The 22,540-nt window shown below is 72.4% G+C and carries 23 protein-coding genes; 8 read left to right on the forward strand and 15 right to left on the reverse strand.

What is annotated here, in order from left to right; all coding sequences use genetic code 11:
* Positions 1-52 precede the first annotated feature (52 nt).
* Complete coding sequence (locus ACFYYR_RS13955) at positions 53-487, reverse strand: SRPBCC family protein (RefSeq protein ID WP_388851488.1); 435 nt, start codon at positions 485-487, stop codon at positions 53-55.
* A gap of 232 nt (positions 488-719) precedes the next feature.
* On the opposite strand from ACFYYR_RS13955, the gene ACFYYR_RS13960 reads away from it, so the two are divergent.
* From ACFYYR_RS13960 to ACFYYR_RS13970, 3 genes are all read left to right on the forward strand, one after another.
* The gene (locus ACFYYR_RS13960; RefSeq protein WP_388851491.1) at positions 720-1,250 is read left to right on the forward strand and encodes a Clp protease N-terminal domain-containing protein; all 531 of its coding nucleotides are present in this window, start codon (positions 720-722) and stop codon (positions 1,248-1,250) included.
* Between the two features lie 211 nt (positions 1,251-1,461).
* Positions 1,462-2,442: a DMT family transporter gene (locus ACFYYR_RS13965; protein WP_388851494.1), complete on the forward strand. Its 981-nt coding sequence runs from the start codon at positions 1,462-1,464 to the stop codon at positions 2,440-2,442.
* 157 nt (positions 2,443-2,599) lie between these two features.
* Positions 2,600-3,556 (forward strand): EamA family transporter, encoded by a 957-nt coding sequence (locus ACFYYR_RS13970; RefSeq protein ID WP_388851497.1) that lies wholly within the window; start codon positions 2,600-2,602, stop codon positions 3,554-3,556.
* Positions 3,557-3,610: 54 nt separating this feature from the next.
* On the opposite strand, the gene ACFYYR_RS13975 is transcribed toward ACFYYR_RS13970, so the two are convergent.
* Positions 3,611-4,270, reverse strand: coding sequence for a pyridoxamine 5'-phosphate oxidase family protein (locus ACFYYR_RS13975; RefSeq protein ID WP_388851500.1), 660 nt, complete (start codon positions 4,268-4,270; stop codon positions 3,611-3,613).
* A 34-nt stretch (positions 4,271-4,304) separates the two neighbouring features.
* Here ACFYYR_RS13975 and ACFYYR_RS13980 point away from each other — a divergent pair, with 34 nt between their 5' ends.
* A complete protein-coding gene (locus ACFYYR_RS13980) occupies positions 4,305-5,636 on the forward strand; it encodes an aminotransferase class I/II-fold pyridoxal phosphate-dependent enzyme (protein WP_388851503.1) in 1,332 nt (443 codons plus the stop codon).
* Here the strand turns inward: ACFYYR_RS13980 and ACFYYR_RS13985 are convergent.
* Positions 5,627-6,610, reverse strand: a complete 984-nt coding sequence (locus tag ACFYYR_RS13985) for a DMT family transporter (protein WP_388852494.1) — start codon at positions 6,608-6,610, stop codon at positions 5,627-5,629. The two genes, ACFYYR_RS13980 and ACFYYR_RS13985, sit on opposite strands and share 10 nt — an antisense overlap.
* Before the next feature lie 73 nt (positions 6,611-6,683).
* On the opposite strand from ACFYYR_RS13985, the gene ACFYYR_RS13990 reads away from it, so the two are divergent.
* Entirely contained in the window at positions 6,684-7,586 is a 903-nt protein-coding gene (locus ACFYYR_RS13990) for a LysR family transcriptional regulator (RefSeq protein WP_388851506.1), read from the forward strand.
* 85 nt (positions 7,587-7,671) lie between these two features.
* Here ACFYYR_RS13990 and ACFYYR_RS13995 read toward each other — a convergent pair whose 3' ends face one another.
* Positions 7,672-8,133, reverse strand: coding sequence for a pyridoxamine 5'-phosphate oxidase family protein (locus tag ACFYYR_RS13995; RefSeq protein ID WP_388851509.1), 462 nt, complete (start codon positions 8,131-8,133; stop codon positions 7,672-7,674).
* Between the two features lie 193 nt (positions 8,134-8,326).
* Between ACFYYR_RS13995 and ACFYYR_RS14000 the strand changes: the two genes are divergently transcribed.
* Positions 8,327-8,962, forward strand: coding sequence for an isochorismatase family protein (locus ACFYYR_RS14000; protein WP_388851512.1), 636 nt, complete (start codon positions 8,327-8,329; stop codon positions 8,960-8,962).
* A gap of 25 nt (positions 8,963-8,987) precedes the next feature.
* On the opposite strand, the gene ACFYYR_RS14005 is transcribed toward ACFYYR_RS14000, so the two are convergent.
* The gene (locus ACFYYR_RS14005; protein ID WP_388851515.1) at positions 8,988-9,431 is read right to left on the reverse strand and encodes a Rieske (2Fe-2S) protein; all 444 of its coding nucleotides are present in this window, start codon (positions 9,429-9,431) and stop codon (positions 8,988-8,990) included.
* Positions 9,432-9,520: 89 nt separating this feature from the next.
* Positions 9,521-11,590 carry a prolyl oligopeptidase family serine peptidase gene (locus tag ACFYYR_RS14010; RefSeq protein ID WP_388851518.1) on the reverse strand — a complete coding sequence of 690 codons (2,070 nt, stop codon included), beginning with the start codon at positions 11,588-11,590 and terminating at the stop codon, positions 9,521-9,523.
* Between the two features lie 120 nt (positions 11,591-11,710).
* On the opposite strand from ACFYYR_RS14010, the gene ACFYYR_RS14015 reads away from it, so the two are divergent.
* Positions 11,711-12,190, forward strand: coding sequence for a nucleoside deaminase (locus ACFYYR_RS14015; protein ID WP_388851522.1), 480 nt, complete (start codon positions 11,711-11,713; stop codon positions 12,188-12,190).
* 53 nt (positions 12,191-12,243) lie between these two features.
* Here ACFYYR_RS14015 and ACFYYR_RS14020 read toward each other — a convergent pair whose 3' ends face one another.
* The gene (locus tag ACFYYR_RS14020; protein ID WP_388851525.1) at positions 12,244-12,666 is read right to left on the reverse strand and encodes a RidA family protein; all 423 of its coding nucleotides are present in this window, start codon (positions 12,664-12,666) and stop codon (positions 12,244-12,246) included.
* Positions 12,667-12,897: 231 nt separating this feature from the next.
* On the opposite strand from ACFYYR_RS14020, the gene ACFYYR_RS14025 reads away from it, so the two are divergent.
* The gene (locus ACFYYR_RS14025) at positions 12,898-14,037 is read left to right on the forward strand and encodes a GDSL-type esterase/lipase family protein (RefSeq protein WP_388852497.1); all 1,140 of its coding nucleotides are present in this window, start codon (positions 12,898-12,900) and stop codon (positions 14,035-14,037) included.
* A gap of 109 nt (positions 14,038-14,146) precedes the next feature.
* Here the strand turns inward: ACFYYR_RS14025 and ACFYYR_RS14030 are convergent, their stop codons facing one another.
* The 8 genes from ACFYYR_RS14030 to ACFYYR_RS14065 form a co-directional block, all read right to left on the reverse strand.
* Positions 14,147-15,289 carry a tetratricopeptide repeat protein gene (locus tag ACFYYR_RS14030; protein ID WP_388851528.1) on the reverse strand — a complete coding sequence of 381 codons (1,143 nt, stop codon included), beginning with the start codon at positions 15,287-15,289 and terminating at the stop codon, positions 14,147-14,149.
* Entirely contained in the window at positions 15,286-16,536 is a 1,251-nt protein-coding gene (locus ACFYYR_RS14035) for an ATP-binding protein (protein ID WP_388851531.1), read from the reverse strand. Before ACFYYR_RS14035 ends, ACFYYR_RS14030 begins: the two co-directional genes overlap by 4 nt.
* A 202-nt stretch (positions 16,537-16,738) precedes the next feature.
* Complete coding sequence (locus tag ACFYYR_RS14040) at positions 16,739-17,587, reverse strand: hypothetical protein (RefSeq protein ID WP_388851534.1); 849 nt, start codon at positions 17,585-17,587, stop codon at positions 16,739-16,741.
* On the reverse strand, positions 17,574-17,921 hold the full coding sequence (locus ACFYYR_RS14045) for a hypothetical protein (RefSeq protein ID WP_388851537.1): 348 nt from the start codon (positions 17,919-17,921) through the stop codon (positions 17,574-17,576). The genes ACFYYR_RS14040 and ACFYYR_RS14045 overlap by 14 nt, the downstream gene beginning before the upstream one ends.
* The gene (locus ACFYYR_RS14050) at positions 17,921-18,601 is read right to left on the reverse strand and encodes a hypothetical protein (RefSeq protein ID WP_388851540.1); all 681 of its coding nucleotides are present in this window, start codon (positions 18,599-18,601) and stop codon (positions 17,921-17,923) included. Before ACFYYR_RS14050 ends, ACFYYR_RS14045 begins: the two co-directional genes overlap by 1 nt.
* A 77-nt stretch (positions 18,602-18,678) precedes the next feature.
* Positions 18,679-19,440: a methyltransferase domain-containing protein gene (locus ACFYYR_RS14055; protein ID WP_388851543.1), complete on the reverse strand. Its 762-nt coding sequence runs from the start codon at positions 19,438-19,440 to the stop codon at positions 18,679-18,681.
* Positions 19,430-20,656 carry a cytochrome P450 gene (locus ACFYYR_RS14060; RefSeq protein ID WP_388851546.1) on the reverse strand — a complete coding sequence of 409 codons (1,227 nt, stop codon included), beginning with the start codon at positions 20,654-20,656 and terminating at the stop codon, positions 19,430-19,432. Before ACFYYR_RS14060 ends, ACFYYR_RS14055 begins: the two co-directional genes overlap by 11 nt.
* Before the next feature lie 32 nt (positions 20,657-20,688).
* Positions 20,689-21,975: an MFS transporter gene (locus tag ACFYYR_RS14065; RefSeq protein ID WP_388851549.1), complete on the reverse strand. Its 1,287-nt coding sequence runs from the start codon at positions 21,973-21,975 to the stop codon at positions 20,689-20,691.
* Positions 21,976-22,540: the final 565 nt, after the last annotated feature.

The raw sequence follows: 22,540 nt of genomic DNA on the forward strand, positions 1-22,540 counted from the left end.
GGCGGCGGCCGGGAGGCTGTCGGTGAGCCCGGACGGCCGGGCAGGGGGGGGCTCAGGGTGAGGTGGCCAGCGCGCCGAGCCTGCGCAGCGACTCGGTGAGGGCCGCGGTCGCCGACTCCCGGAGTCGGCCCGCCATCAGGGACACCGCCGCCCCGCTGAACGTCCCTTCGATGCGCATGCGGGTCCCGGTGCCGTCCGGGGCGAGCAGATAGCGCATGGCGAGGTCGACGCCCATTGGCCCCTTGCCCGTGGTGTGCAGCAGCCGGGGGGCCTCGCACGCCGCCACGGTCCAGGTCACATCGGCGGGGAACCCCATGAGCTTCATCTGTTCCGCGTAGCTGGTGCCCGGTTCCAGTGTCGTCGGGGGGCCGGCCGGGAACGCGGTGTGCGTCGCGTTCCAGCGGCCGTACGCGGTGAAGTCCGTCAGGCGGGCCCAGACCTCGTCCGCCGTTGCCTCGACATGTGATTCCGCACTGACCTCGGCCATCGGTCCACCCTCCGTCGTCGGCGCCGTGCCGGGCGCTCGCGGACGGTAGCTCCCCGCCCTGGAACAAGCAAGCTTGACGACGCGTCAGTTGTCGGCAGCGGCTGGTGGGGGCGTGCGCGCCGGTTGTGCGCTCTCCTCCGCAAGGATGAGAAGGCACTCAACCGTCCGCAACCATGGTGGGAGCCGCAAATGGTGCCTGCCGGGGATGCCTGGTCAACGGCGCACTGATGGGATGGGAGATGTGCAAAACGGTAGACCATGCTCCGGTTCCCTCGGCCCCCTCGGGCCGGACTCCGACGTCCGGCTCGGTCTGGTGCTGGAATCGGTGGTCAGCGGTGCCCGGCGGCGTGCCGTGCGGGACGGCGACAGCCAGGTCGACACCGCACATCTGCTGCACACGCTCCTGGAGTCGGATCCCGATGTCCTGGCCGTGTTCGACGGCGGCTCGTCCCAGGTGGCCCGGCTGCTCGGCTATCTCGTGCAGCGCAGCATCGGCTACGGCCTCCGGTGGCGCGGTTCCGTGGAGGACTCCGGAGCCGTCCCCGCCGTGCGGGACGCGTACACCCTCGGCTGGTCCCCGGCCGCGGCCCAGGCCATGGACGCGGCCCGCGGCTGTGCCCGCGCACGGGGCGCGGAGTGCGCCGAAGGGGCCGATCTGCTCGCCGCGCTGGCCGCCGACCGGGAGTCCCGGGCCGTCGAGGTGCTGCGCTGGGCGGGCGTCGATCCGGAACGTCTCGCGGCCCGCCTCGGCGGCCGCCCCTGAGCGCACCGTGCGTGCCCGATGAGGTCGCGTGGTCCGGTGCCGTGCAGCCCACGGAGCGGGAGAGCCCTGGTGGCGGAGAGCTGCCAGGGCTGTTCGGCAACACGGCCGGGTGCGGGGCCGGACCACGCGCCCCGGGCAAGCGTGACGCAAGGACCTCAAGTCAGGGGTCACCCGGGATGATGCTCCTGTCGTCACCTGACATCATGGCCCGATGCACGCGTCTCAGGGGAGGAGCGTCGGCCTGGGACTCGCCCTGGCGTCGGCGCTGTCGTTCGGTGGATCCGGTGTCGCGGCCAAGCCGCTGATCGAAGCGGGGCTCGACCCGCTGCACGTGGTCTGGCTGCGGGCCGCCGGGGCCGCTGTCGTGCTGCTCCCCGTGGCCTGGCGGCACCGGGGGCTGCTGCGCAGCCGGCCCGCGCTGCTGCTCGGCTTCGGCCTGTTCGCGGTGGCCGGAGTGCAGGCCTGCTACTTCGCTGCGATCTCCCGCATTCCGGTCGGCGTGGCGCTGCTCGTCGAATACCTCGGCCCGGCGCTGCTGCTGGGGTGGGTGCGGTTCGTCCAGCGACGGCCGGTGACCCGCGCCGCGGCCGTCGGCGTCGTCCTCGCGGTCACGGGTCTCGCCTGTGTCGTCGAAGTCTGGGCGGGGCTGGGCTTCGACGCCCTGGGGCTGCTCCTCGCCCTGGGTGCGGCCTGCTGCCAGGTCGCCTACTTCGTGCTCTCCGACCACGGGAGCAAGGGCGAGGACGCCGCGGATCCCCTGGGCGTGATCGCCTACGGGCTGCTGATCGGCGCCGCCCTCCTGACACCCGTGGCCCGCCCCTGGCAGCTGGACTGGACGGTCCTCGCCGGCGAGGCGCGGATGGACGGCGTCCCGGTCTCCGCCGTGCTGCTGCTCGCCTGGGTGGTGCTCATCGCCACGGTGGCCGCCTATCTCACCGGTGTGCTGGCGGTGCGCCGGCTGTCGCCCCAGGTCGCGGGGGTGGTGGCATGTCTGGAGGCGGTGGTGGCCACCGTGCTCGCCTGGGTGCTGCTCGGTGAGCATCTGTCCGCGCCTCAGATCGTCGGCGGAGCACTGGTGCTGGCCGGGGCCTTCATCGCGCAGACCTCGACGCCGAAGGCGCCCTCCGCGGGCCCGGTGGCGGGAAGCGTGCCGGAGAGTTCGGAGTTGCCCGTCTCTTCGCCGGCGGCATAGGGTCCCGATCATGCATTCGACCGCTCGCGTTCTCCGGCCGCCCGCCGCGTAGCGCGGGCCGCCGACACCACGGAAGACGGACCCGGGGCGTTCCCGGGCCGGTCGCCGCTGCCCGCAGAAGCAGCCCACGACCCTCCTTCCGCGGAGAACGATGCACGTGTCGCATTCTGCTGTCGGCCTGCCCGTCGGGCGAGGCCTGTTCTGTCTGATCGTCGCCGGTGCCGCCTGGGGCACCGCGGGTGCGACGGCCGCCCTGCTCCACCGGACCGGTGGCCTCGGTCCGGTCACCGTCTCGTTCTGGCGCTATGCCGGCGGCCTCGCCCTGCTGCTCGGTGTCCGTCTGCTGCGCGGTTCCGGCCCGCGGCGGACGGCCGACGCCGCCGCCGGTCCGTCCCGCCGCCGGGTCCTGACCGTCCTCGGCACCGGTCTCGGCATGACGGTCTACCAGACCTCCTACTTCGCCGCCGTGCAGGAGACCGGCCTCGCCGTGGGCACGGTGGTCACCATGGGTGCCGGGCCGGTGCTCATCGCCCTGGGAGCGCGACTGCTCCTGGGGGAGCGGCTGGGTGGCGGCGGAACGGCGGCCGTCGCCGGCGCGCTGGGCGGGCTCGCCGTGCTCTGCCTCGACTCCGGCGGGACCGTACGGCCCGCCGGAGTCGCCCTGGCCCTGCTCTCCGCCACCGCTTACGCCGGGCTCGCCCTGTTCACCCGGTGGCGCGGCCGGGCCGGTACGGGGGCGGACCCGCTGGCCACCACGGCCTGGTCCTGCGCCGTGGGCCTGGTCGCGCTGCTGCCGTTCGGCGCGGCCGAGGGGCTGGTGCCGCACGGCACCGACCCGACGGCGGTGGCCGGGCTCCTGCTCTACCTCGCCGCGGTACCGACAGCCCTCGCTTATGCCCTGTACTTCGCCGGTGCGGCCGTCGTCCGGGCCGCCACCGCGTCCGTGATCATGCTGATCGAGCCGGTGGCCGCCGCGGTCATCGCGGTCGTCGTGCTGGGGGAGCGGCTGACGGCCGCGACCGTGTACGGCACGGCGCTGCTGCTGGCGGCGGTCGCCGGCCTCGCCGTGGCGGAGGCCAGGCTCGCGGCGGCCCGCCGGACCGCGCGGGCCTGATGCGGCGGGCCGGGTGCGGTCGCCCGCGCGGGCCCGCCGTCCCTCGCCCGGCGTTCAGCGGCTGAGGTATCCGGGGAGTGGTGCGGCGGGGTCCTGGTCGTCGGCCGGGACCGGCGTGCCGTACCGCACCGAGACCGGCAGCACGCCGCTCCAGTGCGGCAGGTCCGCGTCCGCCGGATCGTCGTTGGGGCCGCCGGTGCGCACCTTCGCCGAGACCTCGTCCAGGTCGAGGCGGAGCACCGCGGTGGCGGCCAGCTCCTTCTCGTTCGCCCGGCGGGAGTCCTCGGCCCGGCCCGGGAGCACCTGCTCGACCAGCGCGTCCAGTGCCTCCGCGCGCTCCTCGGCCCCCGTCACCGAGTACGCGGTGCCGTGCACCACGACGGAGCGGTAGTTGAGGGTGTGGTGGAACGCGGAGCGCGCGAGGACCAGACCGTCGAGATGGGTGACGGTCAGACACACCGGCAGCCCCGCGTCGGCCGCGCCCGCCATCCGCAGCGGCCGGGACCCGGTGGACCCGTGGACGTACAGCCGGCGGCCGACCCGCCCGTAGAGCGTGGGGAGCACCACCGGCGCGCCGTCCCGGACGAAGCCGAGGTGGCACACGTAGCCCTCGTCGAGGATGGCGTGCACCAGGTCGTGGTCGTACGCGGCCCGCTCGCGGGCCCGGGTCGGGACGGTGCGGTCGGTCGGTATGTACGCGGCGGTGTCCGGCATGACATCTCCATTGCACTAGTGCATAATGTGCTTTGTGCTAGGAGAGTATCGGATCGAGGGTCGGCGCGCAGCCGACATCGCGGCGAGTGTGGAACGGGCCGTCGGCGCCGGGCATCTGAGTCCGGGCCAGTCGCTGCCGCCGCTGCGGGAGCTGGCCGGGGAGCTGGGCGTCAACCCCAACACCGTCGCCGCCGCCTACCGGACCCTGCGGGACCGCGGGGTCATCGAGACCGCGGGCCGCCGGGGCAGTCGGGTCCGGGCCCGGCCCGCCACCACGCCACGGGAGTCGGTGCGGGTGGAGGCGCCCCCGGGCGTCCTCGACGCGGGGTCCGGCAACCCGGACCCGCGGCTGCTGCCGGCGCTCGCCGACGCGCTCGCCGCCGCCGCGGCCCGCAGCGCCCGGCGGCCGGCGCTCTACGGTGACGCCTCGGTCGGACCGGAGCTGGAGCGGCTGGCGCGGGCCTCGTTCGCCGCGGACGGGGTGCCCGACGGCCCGGTCGCCGTGACCTCCGGCTCGCTGGACGCCATCGAGCGGGTGCTCGCGGTCCACCTCCGGCCGGGGGACGCGGTCGCCGTCGAGGACCCCGGATGGGGGAGTCTGCTGGATCTGATTCCCGCGCTCGGGCTGCGCGCCGTCCCGGTCGCCGTGGACGACGAGGGCCCGCTGCCCGCAGATGTCGCCCGCGCCCTGGAGGCGGGGGCGCGGGCGCTCGTCGTCACCGACCGGGCGCAGAACCCCACCGGCGCGGCCGTCGGTGCGCGGCGCGCCGCGGAGCTGCGGGGCGTGCTGGCGGACCGGCCGGACGTCCTGCTGATCGAGGACGACCACGGCCACGGCATCGTCGATCTGCCGCTGCACCCCCTGGCGGGGACGTCGGCGCACTGGGTGCTGGTCCGTTCCACCGCCAAGGCGTACGGGCCCGATCTGCGGCTGGCGGTGCTGACCGGGGACGCCGTGACGATCGACCGGGTGCTCGGCCGGCAGCGCCTCGGGCCGGGCTGGGTCAGCCATCTGCTCCAGGAGGCCGTGGTGCACCTGTGGCGGACGGCCGCGGTGGATCACCGGGCCGTGGCCGCGGACTACGGCGCGCGGCGGGACGCCCTGGTGGCCGCGCTGCGGCGGCGCGGCCTCGCGGCGCACGGCCGGAGCGGCATGAACGTGTGGGTGCCGGTGCCGGACGAAACGGGCGCGGTGGCACGGCTGTTGCAGGCCGGCTGGGCCGTGGCCCCGGGAGCCCGCTTCCGGGTGGCCTCGCCGCCCGCGGTGCGCGTCACCGTCTCACCGCTGTCCGCCGACGACATCGAGCCGGTGGCGGACGCACTGCTGTCCGCCACCGGCACGGCTTCCGTGGGGCGCTACGACTGACGCGCCGCCCGGGGGCGGTGCTGCGTCAGCGCGGCTCCGGCCAGCACGATCAGGGCGCCCGCCGGGGTGTTCCAGCTCAGCCGCTCGCCGAGCAGCAGGACGCCCGCCGCGGTGGCGATGACCGGGATGAAGTAGGTGACCGTGGTGGCCGTCGTCGGGCCCACCTCGGCGACCAGCCCGTACTGCAGCAGGAACGCCAGCCCCGTGCCCAGGGCGCCCAGCGCCACCACCGCCAGTAGCGGCACCACCGGGAAGGCGGTCGGCAGGGTGGTGAACAGCGGGGTGACCACGGCCAGTTGGGCGGTGCCGAGCAGCAACTGGGCGCCCGACATCGACAGGTGCGAGCCCCCGGAGGCGGCGAGCGTGCGGCGGACGTACACCCAGCCGACGGCGTAGCTGAGCGAGGCGGTCAGAGCCATCGCGGTCCCCGCGGGGTCCTGGCCGGAGAAGCCCTGCCAGGCGCCGAGCACGGTCAGCACACCGACGAATCCCAGCCCCAGCCCGGCGACCCGGCGCCGCGTCGGCCGGTCCTCGGACAGGGCGACCACCGAGAGCGCCATGCCCCACAGCGGGGTGGTGGCGTTGCAGATGCCGGCGAGTGTGGAGGGGATGGTCAGCTCGGCGTAGGCGAACAGCGTGAACGGGAGCGCGTTGAGGAAGAAGGCGGAGACGGCCAGATGACCCCACGTGCGGGTGCCGCGCGGCAGTCGCTGCCGCTTCACGGCGAGCACCGTCAGCAGCACCGCCGTGCCGAACACCATCCTCCCGAGGGTGACCTGGAGTGGCGCGTAGGCCTCGGTGCCGACCTTGATCAGCAGGAAGCTGAAGCCCCAGATCAGGGACAGCAGGGCGAACCGGATCCGCCAGTCCACGGCGGAGCGGCGGGGACCGGGCTCCGGCGGGGCGGACGGGACGGCGGATGACGGGGTCGTGGTCGACGGGGACGAGGGCCGGGAGGCGGCGACTGCGCTCATGGCCTCCACGATGATGCGTTGAACGTCGTAGGACAAGCGAGAATTTGTGGCGCCATAGATTAGTATCGCTTACATGAATCTCGACCGCCTCCGGACCCTCGACGCCGTCGCCCGCCATGGCTCGGTGAGCGCGGCCGCCGACGGGCTCCACGTCACCACCTCGGCCGTCTCCCAGCAGCTCGCCAAGCTCGAGCGGGAGGCGGGGCAGCAGCTGCTCGCGAAGAACGGGCGCGGCATCCGCCTCACCGACGCCGGCCGGCTGCTCGCCGAGCACGCGGCGCGGATCCTCTCCCAGGTCGAGCTGGCCCAGTCCGACCTGGAGGCGCACCGCGGCCAGGCGGTGGGCGAGCTGTTCCTGGGCGCCTTCCCGACGTCCGCCCGCGGTCTCTTCCCGCAGGCGCTGGCGGCGCTGCGCGCCGATCACCCGCAACTGCGCGTCCGGCTCCAGGAGATGGAGCCCGATGTGTCGGTGACCCGGCTGGCGCGGGGCGAGATCGACCTCGCCGTCGTCCTCGACTGGCACAACAAGCCCCTCTCGCTTCCGGACGGGCTCGCCAAGGCCCCGCTGCTGGACGACCCCGCCGATGTGGCCATGCCCGCCTTTCACCCCCTCGCCGACCGCACGGCGGTCGACCTCGAGGAGTTCGCCGACGACGAGTGGATCTCCTGGCCCGAGGGCGAGTTCTGCCACGACTGGCTGATGTTCACCCTCCGCGGCAAGGGCGTCGAACCCCGCATCTCCCATCTGGCCGAGGAGCACCACACCCAGCTCGCCCTGGTCGCCGCCGGCCTCGGGGTCGCCATCGCGCCGCGCCTCGGCCGCGGCCCCGTACCGGCCGGGGTCCGGGTGGTGCCCGTCCGGCACACCATGCGGCGCCACATCTACGCGGTGTGGCGGGACGACGCCGACCGTCGGCCGTCCATCCGGGCCGCGGTGGACGCCCTCCGCGGAGCCGCCCGGAACGTCGAGAGCTGACCGCCCGGCGGTTCCTCCCGGAGGCGCCCCCTGCGGGCCGTCTCCCGCGGCGGGCGGTCCTCCGGGGCGTCCGCCGCGCTGCGCGTCAGGCCATTTTGCGGAAGTCCCAGGACACGACGGTGTCCGGGGCGAGCCGCAGCCAGGCGTGGCGCCCGTCGTGCGGCATCCGGTCCACCCCGAAGTACTTCGCGGCGAACAGCCGCTCCGGAGCGTCGAGTTCGGGGCACTTCTCCCCGGTGCGCGGCGCCTCGCCGACGAACACCCCCGTGCCGGACAGCTCCACGCCCCGGAGCTCGCCGTACGCGTCGCCGTCGTCGACCACCACCGCCAGCCGCGGATCGTTCCGCAGCTGCGCCCAGCGGCGGCTGCGGGTGAGGGAGTAGAGCCAGAGCGCGGTCCCGTCCCAGCCGAACCAGAGGGCGCCGACATGGGGGCGCCCGTCCCGGCCGACCGTCGCCACCCGGCAGGTGCGCCGGCCGGCGAGATATGCGTCGAGTTCCTGCGGCGTCATCATGATCCGGCGGCCCCGGCGCTGTGTGGCGGACAACCCTCCACCTCCCATGGCTGACGATGTGTCAGAAAAGCATGGGTTGCTCTTCCCCGGCAGCGCAAGGGTGGCTAGGGTCCGGCCACGGACTTCCGGGGGGACCGGAAGCCGCCCCGGCACCCCGCTCGTCCGGGCGGCGTCGGGCCGAGCCCTGCGGCGCCCGCGGTCCGGGGCCGCCGGCGAAGGAGGCGTCATGGTGACGCGGGAACAGCTCACCGAACAGCTCGACCCGGCGACCACCGCGCTGCTCACGGTGGAGTGCCAGGAGGGGGTCGTCGGCGATCGCAGCGCGCTGCCCGAACTGGCCCGGGAGGCCCGCGCGTCGGGCGCCCTCGCCCGGGTCGCCGCACTGGTCGCGGCGGCCCATGACGCGGGGGTGCAGGTGCTGCACGCCGTCGCCGAGCGGCGCCCGGACGGGCGCGGCGCCAATCACAACGCCCGCCTCTTCCGGGCCGCCGGGCGGCTGCCCGTCCAGCAGCTCGCCGGTTCGGCGGCCGTGCGGATCGCCGCCCCGGTCCCGGTCCACGACGAGGACCTCGTCGTCCGCCGGCTGCACGGCCTCTCGCCGCTCGCCGGCACCGAGGTGGACGCCCTGCTGCGCAACCTCGGCAGCCGCACCCTGGTGGTGACCGGGGTGTCGGCGAACGTCGCCGTCCCCAACGCCGTGTTCGACGCGGTCAACCTCGGCTACACCGCGGTCGTGCCGGCGGACGCCATCGCGGGCGTGCCCGCCGAGTACACGCCCGCCATGGTCCGCAACACCCTGGCCCTGGTGGCCACCGTCACCACCGCCGACGAGATCGCCGCCTGCTGGAAGCGGGCGCGCTGACGGGGCGAGAGCGGTCCGGCAGTCGTCAGGCCAGCTTGATCGAGTCGCCCTCGACCTTGATCTCCTTCTTCGGCAGCGGCTTCGTGGCCGGGCCCTCCTTCACACTGCCGTCCGCGACGTCGAACCGGCTGTGGTGCAGCGGGCAGCCGACCGTGCCGCCGGAGACCTCGTTCAGCAGACTGCCCTGGTGGGTGCAGACCGCCGAGAACGCCCTGAAGTCGCCCTTGGTGGGCTGGGTCACCACGACCTTCTGGGCCGCGAAGACCTTGCCGCCGCCCACCGGGACGTCGGCGGTCGAGCCCAGCGTGGCACCTCCGCCCCCGCCGCCCGACTCGGTGGCGGCGCCCTGCTCCTCGGTGTCGCCGCCCGCGCCGCACGCGGTGAGCGCGGCGGCGAAACAGACGGCGCCGGCCGCGGCGACGACATGGCGGCGGCTCGCGGTACGGCTCGTCCCCTCGGTTCCGGTCATGGTGCTGGTCCCCTTCGCTCTGGCCTTCTCGGTGCTCCGGTCCTCCCGACGACCGGTGGTGATCTGTACGGAGCGCCCGGCGCGGACGTTCAGATCCCCAGCGCCCGACGGAGAAAGTCGAGCTGGAACCGGAGCAGGTCCCCGGCCACGTCCTGCCGCACCGCCCGGTGCGTCACCCCGGACAGCGGAAGCACACTGTGCGGGCGGCCGGCGGCGAGCAGCGCCGCCGACAACCGAAGAGTATGCGCCACCGCGACATTGTCGTCGGCCAGGCCGTGCATCAGCAGCAGCGGACGCCGGAGCCCGGGCGCGTCCGCCAGCAGCGAGGACCGGTCGTAGTTCTCCGGCTCCCGGTCCGGATGCCCGAGGAAGCGCTCCTTCCAGTGCGTGTCGTAGAGCCGCTGGTCGGCCGGGACGGCACCCGCGGCGGCCGCGTGGAAGACGTCCGGGCGCCGCAGCACCGCCCCGGCCGCCAGATACCCGCCGAAGGACCAGCCGCGGATCGCCACCCGGCCGGTGTCCAGGTCCGGGAACTGCTCCGCGGCGGCCCGCAGGGCGTCGACCTGGTCCTCCAGCGCGGGCCCGAGCGCGTCGCCCCGCACCTCCTTCTCCCAGGCGGGGCCGCGGCCGGGGGTGCCGCGGCCGTCGGCCACCAGCACCGCGAAGCCCTGTTCCGCGAACCACTGCGACACGGACGCGAACCAGGTGCGGGCCCGCACCGCGACCCGCAGGGCCGGGCCGCCGTACGGGTCCAGCAGCACCGGCAGCTTCCCGCTGCCCGGCTCGTACCAGGACGGCAGGTACAGCGCGGTGCGCAGCCGGCGGCGGCCCAGGCTCAGCAGCCGCGGCCGGACGGCCACCGCCGGCTCCTCGGCGAGACAGGCGATGGGGGCCGGCGGCCGGCCCTCGCGCAGCACGGTGGCGTACGGGCCCTCGGGGGTGGTGCCGGTGAGGAGCACCGTGCCCCCGCCGGCCGCGGCCGAGTGCAGCCCCGGGCCCGCACTCAGCCGGACGCAGCCGCCGTCCGGTTCGTACGCCCAGACGTGCTCCTCGGACGGGTCCTCGTTCGCCAGGAAGAGCACCCGTTCGCCGGTCACCGCGAGCACCGCACGCACCTGGAGCCCGGGCGGTGTGCGGCCCTCCGCGCCGATCCGCAGCCCCCGTGTGCCGTCCGCTTCGCAGGGGCGCACGAGAGCCCCCGCGTCCGTCCGGGCCGGGGCGCCCGGCACCAGCTGGACCCAGGCCGGATCGCGCTGCTCGTGCAGGACCTGAGTGGCACCGGAGCCGGGATCGGCGGCCAGCACCCGCACCGTCCGCTGGTCCCGGCTCTGCACGGTGATCAGCGGCCCGTGGCGGTCCCATTGGGCGTCGGCGACGTACTCGAACCGTTCCCGGTCCGTGTCCACGGCGGTGCGGCTGCCGTCCAGCCGGAGGATGTGCAGCGAGACCTCCGCGTTGGCGGTTCCCGCCGCCGGATAGGGAACGGACCGCGGCGGCCGCTCCGGGTGGGCCGGGTCGGCGATGTACCACCGCTGCACCGGTGCGGTGTCGACCCGGGCGACGAGCAGTGCGCTGCCGTCCGGTGCCCACCAGTGGCCGCGCAGCCGGCCCATCGACTCGGCCGACACGTGGTCCGAGAGCCCGTAGCCGGCCTCCGGTCCCTCCGGCTCCGCCAGTGACCGGTCCTCTCCGGACGCCACGTCCACCACGTGCAGGGCGCTGCCGGTGACGTACGCGATGTGCCGTCCGTCGGGGGAGGGGCGCGGGTCGACCACCGGCCCGGCCGCCGGGACCCGGAAGGGTTTCCCGTCCGCGGTGCGTACCGCCCACAGCGATCCGTCCAGCGCGAAGACCGCCGACTCGGCCCGGCGGTCGGTGGCGTACGCCGTCACCCCGTCCGAGGCCTCCCCGGCCCGCTCCCGCCGGACGAGCTCCTCCTCCGGTGTTTCCGCGCCGCCGTCCAGGGCGAGCGGATCGGCGAGCAGCCGTTCGCTCCCGTCCTCCTCCTGCACCCGGAGCCGGCCGACCGGGTCACGACCGCCCGAGGTCCGGAGGAACAGCACCCGGCGCCCGTCCGGGGAGACGGTGAACTCCCGTGGCACACCGAGGGAGAAGCGGCGGGTACGGGCCAACTGGCGGGGAAAGTCGTGGAGATCCATTTCGACACTGTGACAGGGTGGCGGAGCGGGTACGGACCGGCCCGGGTCGCAGCCGCACCGGCCGCAGTACCGAACGGATCGGACGTCCGGCGTCACAAGACGTCGCAGGCTGGGGGAATCATGGTGAACGACTCCGAACTGGTGCACCTGCGCCGGTGTGTGGAACTCGCGACCGAGGCGCTGGAGGCGGGGGACGAACCGTTCGGCTCCGTGCTCGTCGCCGCGGACGGCACCGCCCTCGCCGAGGGACACAACCAGGTGGCCTCGGGTGACCGTACGCGCCACCCCGAGTTCGAGCTGGCCCGCTGGGCGGCCGCGCACCTGTCTCCCGAGGAGCGGGCGGCGGCGACCGTCTTCACCTCCGGTGAGCACTGCCCGATGTGTGCCGCCGCGCACGGCTGGGTGGGGCTGGGGCGCATCGTGTATGTGAGCTCGTCCGAGCAACTGGCGTCCTGGCTTGCCGAGCTGGAGGTTCCCGCACCTCCCGTGCGCACCCTCCCGGTCCGGGACATCGTTCCCGGTCTCGTGGTGGAGGGGCCGGTGCCGGGCCTTGCGGAGCAGGTACGCGACCTGCACCGCCGCTTCCACCGCCCGGCCTGACCGCGGGGAACTCCGTCGCGCGCCGCGCCCTTCCCCACGGTCGGCGGACCGAGCTAAGCCCTGCCTGCTCCGGACGCGGGGCTCTCAGGGAGAATCGCGTCGCACTCCACCTCGACCAGCCAGGCAGGGTCGATGAAGCGGGACACCTCAACGAACGTGCAGGCCGGCTGGACGGACGCGAATCGCTCACCGTGCGCTCGCGCGGCCTCCTTCCAGCGCGTCACGTCGGTGAGCATCATGCGCGTCCGCATGACGTCGTCCAACGACGCCCCCGCCGCGTTGAGCGCCTGCTCGGCAATGTCCAGACAGCGCACTGTCTGGGCGTAGACGTCGTCAGGTCCGACCGTTGAGCCGTCGTCTGCGATCGGGGCCGTGCCGGCGACGACCACGTGGTTGCCCTGTCGCACCGCTCGCGAAAAGCCGATCTGCGGTTCCAGGGGTGAGCCCGAACTGACGAGCTGTCGATTGCGTTCCATGGCGCCATGCTGTCAGACGATCTTCGATGAACAGCGAGCGCCCGGAGCCGCGGCAGATCCGGTATCCCCGAAGCGGAACCATTGTCATCGCAGGTTGTGGATCATTAGGTTCGTGCCAGTGAAGTCCGAGTGGTGGGAAGTGCGGGGGCGGCAGGGGAGCGGATGCCTGCGGTTGCGCCCACATCCGTTCCTCGGAGCGTTCGATCGGGGACAGGAGCGGTGACGATGGCGATGCGGGCGGTTCCGCTGGTGGGCGGTCCGGTGGAGTTACGGGGTGCGCTGGACCTGGAGGTCACGCCGGCCGGGGTGATGCCGCGCCGACTTCCGGCGTGGACCCAGCAGCAGTACCAGAACCCGTCGGTCCACGGGGTGACGGTGATGCCGTCCGGCGTACGGCTGGTGTTCCGCACCGATGCGCGAGAGCTGGAATGCGAGGTGCTCACCTCCACCGGGCAGTTCGACACCGACCCTCAGCCGCGCCCGACCGGGATGCTGGAACTGCTGGTCGACGGTGTCCCCGCCGGGCGGCAACAAGCCCCCCTCGGGAACGTCGTGCGGATGGCGGGCCCCGGCGCCGAGCAGCGACTGATCCCCGGCAAGCCGGGCACCGTACGGTTCACCGGGCTCCCGGGCGGCATGAAGACCGTGGAGCTGTGGCTGCCCCAGCAGACCCCCACGGAACTGGTGGCCCTGCGCGCCGACGGTGAAGTCCTGGCGCCGCTGCCGGACGGACGGCGCCGCTGGGTGCACCACGGCAGTTCCCTCAGCCACTGCATCGAGGCCGACGGGCCGACCGGCACGTGGCCGGTGGTGGCCGCCGCGCTCGGGGGAGTTGAGGTCATCAACCTCAGCCAGGCGGGCAACGCGGTGCTGGACCCCTACGTCGCCCGGACGATCCGCGACATGCCCGCCGACCTGATCAGTCTCAAGACCGGCATCAACATCGTGAGCCTGGCCGCCTTCCGGCGGCGGACCTTCGGCCCGGCGGTCCACGGCTTCCTCGACACGATCCGGGACGGACACCCGGACACTCCGCTGCTGATGGTGTCCCCGGTGAGCTGCCCGGCGCTCGAAGAGGTTCCCGGCCCGACCACGACTGGCCCGGACGGCAAGGTCAGAGCTCTGGGCGCACCGGCCGACGTGGCCGGTGGCGCCCTGACGCTGACGGTGGTCCGCGCCGAGCTGGCCCGCATCGTCGCGGACCGGCAGGCCCGCGATCCCCACCTCCACTACCTCGACGGACGCGACCTGCTCGGCCCGGACGAGGTCGACGACCTGCCCGACGGCCTCCACCCCACCGCTGCCGCATACCGCCGCATGGGCAGGCGCTTCGCGGACCACGCTTTCGCGGACGACGGTCCTTTCCGCTGAAGGAGCCGGGTGAAGGAGCCGGGTGTCCCACGACGGTTCCCTCACCGTGGGACACCCGTGCTCAGCGCACCGAAGGCCGCAGCCCGCAGTGCCTCGTGCCCGCTGCCGCTCAGCGTCCGCGGCCGGCCCGGTACGCCTGCCGCACCTGGGGACGGTCGACCCACATCGTCAGCAGCGTCGTCACCAGGACGATCCAGAAGACCGTCCGCGGAATCTCCCGGCCGGTCCACGGGACCATCACCATGACCAGCGAGCACGCCGTCACCGCCGTGGCCTGGCCGAAGGCCAGCCGTGCCCAGCCGTCGCGGCGCAGGAGGGACCGCACAGTGAGCCGGACCCCCTTGCGCCGCTTGCGGTAGCGCAGCAGTGCACCCAGGGCCCAGACCGCGGCGAGCACCAGCACGTCCCACAGCCGCTGTCCGAGGGGCAGCGGCAGTTGTCGCGGGGCCTGGTCCGGCCACAGGTCGAGGCCGACCGCGGTGAAGAGCAGGCACAGCAGGGCGAGCCAGCGGGTGCCGCGGAGCAGCCGATAGGTGGCGGCATCCAGGTCCGCCGCCATCGCCGCGGAGTCCGGGGTGACGCCAAGGGCGTCGGCGAGCGCGTCCGCGGCCTCGGACGCCCGTACGCCGGGGGCCTGCACGGCCTTCCGGGTGTGGCTGCTCAGCGCCTCGCTGTGCGTGGGGTCGATGCGCAGGATGGCGCGGTCCATCTCGTGGAGTGCTGTGTCGTCCCCGGTCAGGTCGGCGATGAACCGGCGGACCTCGTACGGACGCACCTCTTCGGGCGCGAGCCGTATCGCCTCCTCCGCCAGTTCGACGGCCTCGCCGGCCACGGCGGCGACGTCCTCGTGGGTGAGGTCGTTCTGCCCGTTGGTCCGCGCCCGGTGGATGATGGCCTGCCGCAGCACGTAGTCGGCGAGCATGGACCAGCAGCCCCAGAACTGCGGTCGTACCCGCACCGCCTCGCGCAGCGTCTCCACCGCCTTGTCGATGCCCACGCCACCGGCGACCAGCAACTGCCCGTGCAGCAGGAGAGCGTTGACGTTCTCGGGGTCCTGACGCAGAGCCTCCCCCGTGGCCGCGAGGCCTTCCTGCGGACTGCCCGATTTATGGTGACAGCGAGCGAGTTCGGTCCATGCCGTCACATCGTCGGGGGCCTCGGCGACACGGCGCGCGAGGAGTTCACGTGCCTCCTCGTACCGCTGGAACGACACGAGCGCTTCGGCGCGCTCGACCGCCTGATCCGTACTCACAGCTTGCGCTTCCTCTTCAGATGGGCGACGAGGTCGTCGTACTGGCCGCCGTCGTTCGCGTACATCGCCACGTTGCGGGCGGAGGCGAACCACGGCTCGGTGGACGGCACGATCTGCCGGGCCGCACCGAGCAGGTCGGGCATCCCGATCATGCGTACGGTTCCGGTACGGGCCGAGTCGAGAAGCGCCGACTCGGCCGCGCTCTCGCAGACGTGGGCGAGGTCGGCGCCGGAGAAGCCGTCGGTCAGCTTCACCAGCTTGCCCAACTCGACTTTTTCGATGGGGCGTTCACGCAGGTGATAGCGGAGGATGGCCTCCCGGGCCGGGGCGTCGGGCGGCAGGACGAGCAGGGTGCGGTCGAAGCGGCCCGGGCGGCGCAGGGCGAGGTCCACGTCCCAGGGCACGTTGGTGGCGGCGAGCACGAAGACACCCTCGTTGGCGGCGGCGTCGATACCGTCCAGCTCGGTGAGGAGCTGGTTCACGGTGTTGCGCATACCGCTGGACTGCGTCCGGGAGCGCTTGCCGCCCAGCGCGTCCAGCTCGTCGAGGAACACGACACAGGGAGCCTGGCGCCGGGCCTCCTCGAAGACCTCGTGCATGTTGCGCTCGGAGTTGCCGATCCACATGTCGAGCACGTCGTTGACGGACACGGAGAGGAAACCCGCGCCGAGTTCACCGGCGACCGCCCGCGCCACGAACGTCTTGCCGCAGCCCGGGGGACCGTAGAGGAGGAGTCCGCCGCGCAGGCTCTTTCCGTAGAGCCTGCGCAGTTCCGGGTTGCGCAGCGGGGCGAGGAACGCGGCCTCCAGGCGGTCCTTGACCTCCTGCATGCCACCGACGTCCGCGAGGCGTACGGCGCCGGGCACCTCCACGTCCCAGGCAGCGGCATCGCCGGGGTCGCCACTGCCGTCCTCCGTGAGCGGTGCCTCCTTGAGTGGGGCCGCCACCTGCGGGGCCTCCACGAAGCGCGGCGGCACGGCGTCGCCGATCTCGTCCTCGGCGGCCTTCCAGTCGAAACCCTGCCGTGGCGGCGGAGGTGCCGGAACTCCCATCGCCCGCGACATCAACTGGCGCGCCTGCGCGTCGCCCGGAGCGTGCTGGAGCGCGACGGCCACCTCGGCGACGGCGGCGTCAGCGGCCCCCGCGTCCAGGAGCAGTTCGGCGAGGTGCAGTCGCAGCGGCACGTCCTGGGGTGCGGCGGCGACGGCCGTCCTCAGACTCTGGATCAAGGGGGAATCAGCCGACATGGCGCCCACTCTACGAAGCGGGCGCCGGGGCCCGGCAGATGGGCCTCGCCTCGATGGGACAGCCTCCCCTGTGGGTGCCGGCCGGCTCCTGCCGCGTGCTGCCGGACGCGACCGGCCCTGACGCACCGAGCGCCGGGGTGCTGTCGGGGCGTACCGGTGCGCTCAGCCCGTCCGTTGTCCCCGTCGTGAAGAAGCCGCTGCGTCAACCGGTGAAGAGGACATAGGTCGCCATCGTCGCCACGGAGAAACCGGCGAGTTGAACGGGAAGCAGGGCCCAGAAGGACAGATGCATGGTCATGCCGAGGGCAAGGGCGTAGGGACGCGTTGCCGGGATGAGGAGTCCGGCCGGCAGAAGCGCCTCTGTGGCAATGACGAGGCCGGCCATCGGACGGCCGATGCGGAGGGCATACGGTGAGGAACTTCCCAGCGTTCGCACGATCGGGGCAGGGTAGAAATACTCCCGGCGTGGCAGCAAGGGACGGATCACGGCGCCTGCCTCGAGCCACTGCGCAACGCGCAGTCCGGAACGAAAGTGCGGCGAACGGGCCTTGAGCCAGGCGCTGTTGAGGTACATGTGCGCAGTGATGAGAACGATCAGAACCTGCGCGAAGGTGTTCGAGGCCGTGTGGGCGTGCGAGAGCGTCACACCGGTGCCCGGTGCGCCGGCGAACACCAGACAGGCAGTGCACAGCATCAGGTAGACGGTGTTGAACCGGAACAGGTAGGACAGCTCGAAGGCGAGCCCGAGCGATACCACTGCGGCGGCCGTATGCGGAAGGAAGCCGGCCGTCAGGGCGAGCGCCCCCGCGAGACGCACCACGGTCACGGGGCGGTGCAGAGCAGAGATGAGATTCTCGGCGTCGGCACCCCGGTGCTGACGCAGTTCGAAGCGGGAGTAGGTGCCGGGCGCGAGGAAGCTCCACATGCCCTGCACCAGGGCGCCGGCGAATTTCGCGATGCAGGCGATGCCGAGGAGTATGCGAAAGAGTTGGAGACGGGATTCGTCGGTGGTCTCTCGAAAGAGGGAAGTGAGCGACTCATACAACCACATGACCGTTCACCACCTTCAGCGGCACATTTCCCTCCGCGAACATCATGCGTCCCTCTCCGTCCACGCTGTCGTACGTGGTCATGAGGTAGTCGCAGACGGACTGGAGGTCGGTGGTGGTCAGGCCGAGGGTATCTCCCGTCGGAAAGAGGTCGAAGATGTTGATGGGTTCCCTCTCTCCGTCCCGCGTGCCGTGCAATTCGATGACGATGGAGCATCCATTGCTGAACATGGGCCAGCTGAAGATCTTCCCGGGGTGTCGGAAGTATCCGGCCACGATCATGCGTGCGACGAGGGCCACCACGACGAGGAGTTCGGACCACCCCCTCCAGTCCATCAGCGGGCCGTCCGCTCGTGGGGCACGTGGGGGTGTTCCGCGGCGCCGTGGGCGGAGTGGGCCCAGTCGGTCAGGGTGACCTCATCGAGCCGGACGACGGCCTGTGTGGCGAGGACGGAGCCGATGCGGGGGTCGTCGTAAGGGATGTGGCGGGCCGCACCGCTGCGTGGACGGACACCTCGCCAGGTGCGGGTGAACCGGATGCCACGGACGCCGTACGGGGTGACCTTGCCGACGGAGAGGACCGCGAAGCCCTTGCGCAGGACGGGGCATCGTTCCACCGCCAGTTCAAGGCACGGTGTGCAGACGGGCGGATAGCTGGTGGTGGTCCAGGACCGGCTGTAGCGGACGACGTCCGCGGATTCGGCCAGTTCCACCAGCCACGTCCACCGGCCGGACGGTGTGCGTTGTGCGGTGTTTCCGCAGACCTGGCAATCGAGAGCCGCCATGGCCGTGCGCTGGCGGCCCGAGTGGACGCGGCCGAAGGCGGGGCGCCCTGCACCCGGGGCATCGGTGTGCCGGGCCCAGAGGACGCCGTACTCATCACGGTCGCCGGGCTCTTCGTCGCTGAGGCGCAGGACGCCCCGGCTCCACCGCATCTCCAGACGCGGTGCTGCTTCGCCGTCCCACGCCGTCATGAAGGGGACGGAGAGAACGGACCGAGGGTCCTGCTGGGTCATGGTCCTCCTTGGTACGAGCAGCGGATCGGGACAGCAGGCCGGCCGGGCCCGGAGGGGCGGGACTTTCGAAACACGCCCTAGAGGAGAGTGAGCTCCGCGGAGTAGCCGCCGTCGCCCTCCTGGACACGGGTCAGCTGCCAGCCCGTGCCGGCGATCAGGCCTTCGATCTCGTCGGGGGCGAGCGATAGGTAGTCGAACCAGGGGGAGGCCGTCCTCTGGTAGCGCAGCCGGATGCGATCCTGTCCGGGCATGCGGCCTGAGGCGACGTTCAGGCGCGCGTACTCGTGGTGCACGGGATTGGCCGTGTCGAGCGGGTCGCTGCTGACGCCGAGCAGCCGGGCGCCGGGATTGGCGACTCGCCGCAGACGCCTCAGCAGTTCCCGCCCGCGCTCGCGCGACCCGAGGATGCCCAGGTTGGCACCGCCCATGAGGAAGGTGTCGAACGGCTGGTCCGGGCAGTCGTCGAGGTAGTCGAAGACGTCCGCACACCGCGCACGGGCGCCGCGCCGTCGCGCGATGTCCGCGACGGTCGGGGAGACGTCGATGCCGGTGACGTCCGAACCCCGTCGCGCGAGTTCCAGGACGTGGCGCCCCGCTCCGCAGCCGATGTCCAGGACACGGCCCTTCGCCCAGTCGGCGAGGAGACGCTCGGGCAGGTCCCAGTCATCGTACGAGGCGAAGTAGCGGCTGGGGTCGGACCAGCCGATGAAGCCGTCCTCGCGTTCGACGATCTCCGCGGCGGTGCCGCGGGCGCCGTGCGCACGCCAGCAGCGCAACAGGATGGCCCCGAAGGCGTCGTCACTCGTGGGTGGGGCAACGTCGCATCTCTCATCGGTCATGGCGGGCCCTGCCTTGGCTGAGGGGGAGGAGTCGGACGTCGAGGCGGACCAGTTCGCGGTGTCGGTACGTGCCCTGCCAGACGGGCCCCCTGTCGTTCGCGAGGTGGATGTCGGCGAACCGGCGGGCGAGTTCATCGAGCGTGACAGCGATCTGTGTGCGAGCCAGAGCGGCACCGAGGCAGAAGTGCGCGCCCTTGCCGAAAGACAGGTGATCGGGGGCATTCCGACGCGGTGCCACCCACGCGGGGTCCGGGTAGCGCCGTTCGTCGTGGTTGGCGGCGCCGAAGGCGAACATCACCCTTTCCCCGGTCCGGATGACATGGTCGCCGACCTGCACGGGCCGTGCGGCGACGCGGACGGAGGAGAGCGGCTCGGGAAGGCTCACGCGGATCAGGTCTTCCAGCAGAACGTGACGTTCGGCAGGGTCCGTCGTGGCGTAGCGGGAGAACTCGCCGGGATGCCGCACGAACCGGTGCACCGCGTTGGCGATCGTCCGGCCGGTGTTCTCGAAGCTCGCGATCACGAGCATGCCGCACAAGGAGACGATGTCGTTCTCGGTGACGTCGTCCGGGCATTCAGCCGAGCTGATGGCGGACAGCACATCGTCCTGGGGAAGCTCGCGACGCTTCCGGACGAGATCGCGCAGGTAGGGCTCGAGGGCTTCGAGTGCTGTCTCGACGTTCATGGCCCCCTGCCGCGGGGACAGCAGGGCGCGGACCCATCCTTCGACCGCGGGCCGGTCGGCTTCCGGCAAGCCCAGGACGGTGCAGGTCGAAGCGAGCGTGGCCGGACGGATGAACGTGGTGATGAGCTCAATGGGCTCGGCTACGGGCAGGCGTTCGGCGTGCGTTGCGATGATGCGGGTGATGAGGTCGCGATGCCGGCTGACGGCGCGTGCCGACAGCGCCCCCGCCGCCAGTCTGCGGACCGCCGTGTGCTCGGCTCCGTCCAGATCGAGGAGATTGCGGTCCAGCGCGTTGCGCGTGCCCGACGCCCCGGCCCCGTAGGCCCCGGTCATGATCAGGTGCTCATCGCCCAGAAGCGCGCGGACATCCTCATCGCGGCTGATGAGCCAGACCTGCCTGCCGCTGCTCGTGCGCACGGGGCACACGGGGTGGTGGGTCCGCAGCGGGGCGAAGAGCGACTCCGGGTCGTCGATGAACTGCTGCGAGTGCAGGATCCTGTTGGCCTCGCGCGGGGCGTCGTCGATGGGCATACCGGCCTTTCCGTTCGGGGGTGGACAGGCCTTCAAGCCGAGACCCCTTCCCAGCTGTCGGTGGGCTGAACAGGCGTCTTCCAGGGCAGGCCGAACATGAGGATCAGCGGGGGCAGGAGCAGACCTGCGACGGCCAGCAGCATGGTCTGGTACACGCCGATCGCGGAGCCGACGAGCCCGCCTGCGAAGGCCCCGACCGGCCGCCCGCCCCAGGACAGCCACCGGCTGGTCATCATGACGCGGCCGAGCATGCCCGAGGGGCACGACAGCTGACGGTAGGAGCGTGCGGCCGTCGTGTAGAGGAAGACGAAGAACATGACCACCATGAAGGAGGCCAGTACCGCGATCTGACCCGCCGGTCCCGGGTTCACGAGCAGTGTGACGGCTTCGCAGGGGGCTGTGGCGAACGCGCTGACCAGGAGTACGCGGCTCATGCCGAAGCGGCGCGTGGCACGCTGCGCCGCCAGGGAACCGAGGATGCCGCCCGCCGCGCTGATTCCGAGGACGAGTCCGGCGGCCTGGGGTGTCCAGTGCAGGTGCCGGACCACGTACAGGAGCCAAAGGGTGTTCCATGCGGCAAGGAAGAACGAGTCGACTCCGTTGGCCAAGGCGATGGAGCGGAACTCCGCATGTGTGAAGACGTACTTCAGCCCTTCCTTCTGAGTGGTGAGGAAGCCTGCCTTGCTGCTTCCCTGCCGGGTCTTCTGCCGCACCTGCGTCTCCGGCCGCTCGACCGTGATGCGCAGCAGCAGGAGGAAGCTGACGGCGTACGAGACGGCGTCGCCCACCATGGCCGTGGAGGCGTCGGAGACCGCGATGAAAAGACCGGCCAGTGACGGTCCCACGAGCAGGGCTGTGCTGTATGAGGCGTTCAGCTTTCCGAGGGCCTCTTCGAGCCGTGGCCCCTTGCCGAAGAGCTGGGGCGGGAAGCTGGAGTAGGCGGCGTCGAAGAACAGGGTGATCGACGCCTCCAGCAGGGCCACCAGGAAAAGGTGCGCCAAGGTGAGGACATGCGCCGCCGAGGCCAGCGGGATCGAGACGACCAGCAGGCAGCGTACGGCGTCGGCGCACACCATCATCCTGCGCTTGTCCCCGCGGTCGGCCACGGCGCCGGCCCAGAGGCTCATCAGCAGTTGAGGAAGGGTCGAGGCGGCACCCAATAAGCCAAGTGTGAAAGGTGAGGCGTGCAGAGTGTCGAGTGCTATCAGGGGGAGGGCCAGCGCAGTGACCGCGGTTCCGGTGTCACTGATGAACTGGGCGGCTATCAGCCGGCTGAAGTTCCTGTCGCGAAAGATCGACGCGGATTTCCCCGAAGGCACGAGAGATGTTTCCTTGTGTGAGTTCTCAGTGAGGCTGCTGAGACGACCGCTGCCGGGCCGGGATCAAGGCCCCGACCCGGCGCAGAATCAGGACTTGTACTGGAAGGCGTGCGACGCGAGCTTCTGCGGGTCGACCTTCGCCGTTCCCGAGAACGCGCCGATCACCATTCGAACGATGCGCTGCATAGTGCGTCTCCCCTGTTCGTGCGACTGGCTGCCGCTGACTGGGGGAATGTCATCACTCATGGCGGAAATCAGCAATGTGCCGAAATGAAGTTGGCCGGTTAGTGATGACATGTCAAGCGGAATGCGCAGGCGGCGGAGGGCGTTGCGGTTTCCTTAGCGCACCGTCCAGGCGGGAAATCTCCTGTCTGAATGCGTCGCTCCGTCTGCGGGCCGGTTGAAGCGGTGTCCCAGAGACGCCCGACGGGCGCGGGGGCGGCGGGGGGGGGGCCCCCCCCCCCCCCCCCCCCCCGGGTGGGGGGCCCCCCCGGGACGCGGGGGGAACCCCCGGGCGGGGGGTTCGCGGGGGGGTTCGCGCCACGGGGCGCGCAACCCCCCCCCC

It is taken from the genome of Streptomyces sp. NPDC001922, from assembly GCF_042891165.1.
Taxonomy (GTDB): Bacteria; Actinomycetota; Actinomycetes; order Streptomycetales; family Streptomycetaceae; genus Streptomyces.

What these genes read in the sequence shown, in the direction of transcription:
- ACFYYR_RS13955 (WP_388851488.1), bottom strand. Translation starts at nt 487, where the DNA reads ATGGCCGAGGTCAGTGCGGAATCACATGTCGAGGCAACGGCGGACGAG.
- ACFYYR_RS13960 (WP_388851491.1), top strand. Translation starts at nt 720, where the DNA reads ATGGGAGATGTGCAAAACGGTAGACCATGCTCCGGTTCCCTCGGCCCC.
- ACFYYR_RS13965 (WP_388851494.1), top strand. Translation starts at nt 1,462, where the DNA reads ATGCACGCGTCTCAGGGGAGGAGCGTCGGCCTGGGACTCGCCCTGGCG.
- ACFYYR_RS13975 (WP_388851500.1), bottom strand. Translation starts at nt 4,270, where the DNA reads ATGCCGGACACCGCCGCGTACATACCGACCGACCGCACCGTCCCGACC.
- ACFYYR_RS13985 (WP_388852494.1), bottom strand. Translation starts at nt 6,610, where the DNA reads ATGAGCGCAGTCGCCGCCTCCCGGCCCTCGTCCCCGTCGACCACGACC.
- ACFYYR_RS13990 (WP_388851506.1), top strand. Translation starts at nt 6,684, where the DNA reads ATGAATCTCGACCGCCTCCGGACCCTCGACGCCGTCGCCCGCCATGGC.
- ACFYYR_RS14000 (WP_388851512.1), top strand. Translation starts at nt 8,327, where the DNA reads ATGGTGACGCGGGAACAGCTCACCGAACAGCTCGACCCGGCGACCACC.
- ACFYYR_RS14005 (WP_388851515.1), bottom strand. Translation starts at nt 9,431, where the DNA reads ATGACCGGAACCGAGGGGACGAGCCGTACCGCGAGCCGCCGCCATGTC.
- ACFYYR_RS14010 (WP_388851518.1), bottom strand. Translation starts at nt 11,590, where the DNA reads ATGGATCTCCACGACTTTCCCCGCCAGTTGGCCCGTACCCGCCGCTTC.
- ACFYYR_RS14015 (WP_388851522.1), top strand. Translation starts at nt 11,711, where the DNA reads ATGGTGAACGACTCCGAACTGGTGCACCTGCGCCGGTGTGTGGAACTC.
- ACFYYR_RS14020 (WP_388851525.1), bottom strand. Translation starts at nt 12,666, where the DNA reads ATGGAACGCAATCGACAGCTCGTCAGTTCGGGCTCACCCCTGGAACCG.
- ACFYYR_RS14025 (WP_388852497.1), top strand. Translation starts at nt 12,898, where the DNA reads ATGCGGGCGGTTCCGCTGGTGGGCGGTCCGGTGGAGTTACGGGGTGCG.
- ACFYYR_RS14035 (WP_388851531.1), bottom strand. Translation starts at nt 16,536, where the DNA reads ATGTCGGCTGATTCCCCCTTGATCCAGAGTCTGAGGACGGCCGTCGCC.
- ACFYYR_RS14040 (WP_388851534.1), bottom strand. Translation starts at nt 17,587, where the DNA reads ATGTGGTTGTATGAGTCGCTCACTTCCCTCTTTCGAGAGACCACCGAC.
- ACFYYR_RS14045 (WP_388851537.1), bottom strand. Translation starts at nt 17,921, where the DNA reads ATGGACTGGAGGGGGTGGTCCGAACTCCTCGTCGTGGTGGCCCTCGTC.
- ACFYYR_RS14050 (WP_388851540.1), bottom strand. Translation starts at nt 18,601, where the DNA reads ATGACCCAGCAGGACCCTCGGTCCGTTCTCTCCGTCCCCTTCATGACG.
- ACFYYR_RS14055 (WP_388851543.1), bottom strand. Translation starts at nt 19,440, where the DNA reads ATGACCGATGAGAGATGCGACGTTGCCCCACCCACGAGTGACGACGCC.
- ACFYYR_RS14060 (WP_388851546.1), bottom strand. Translation starts at nt 20,656, where the DNA reads ATGCCCATCGACGACGCCCCGCGCGAGGCCAACAGGATCCTGCACTCG.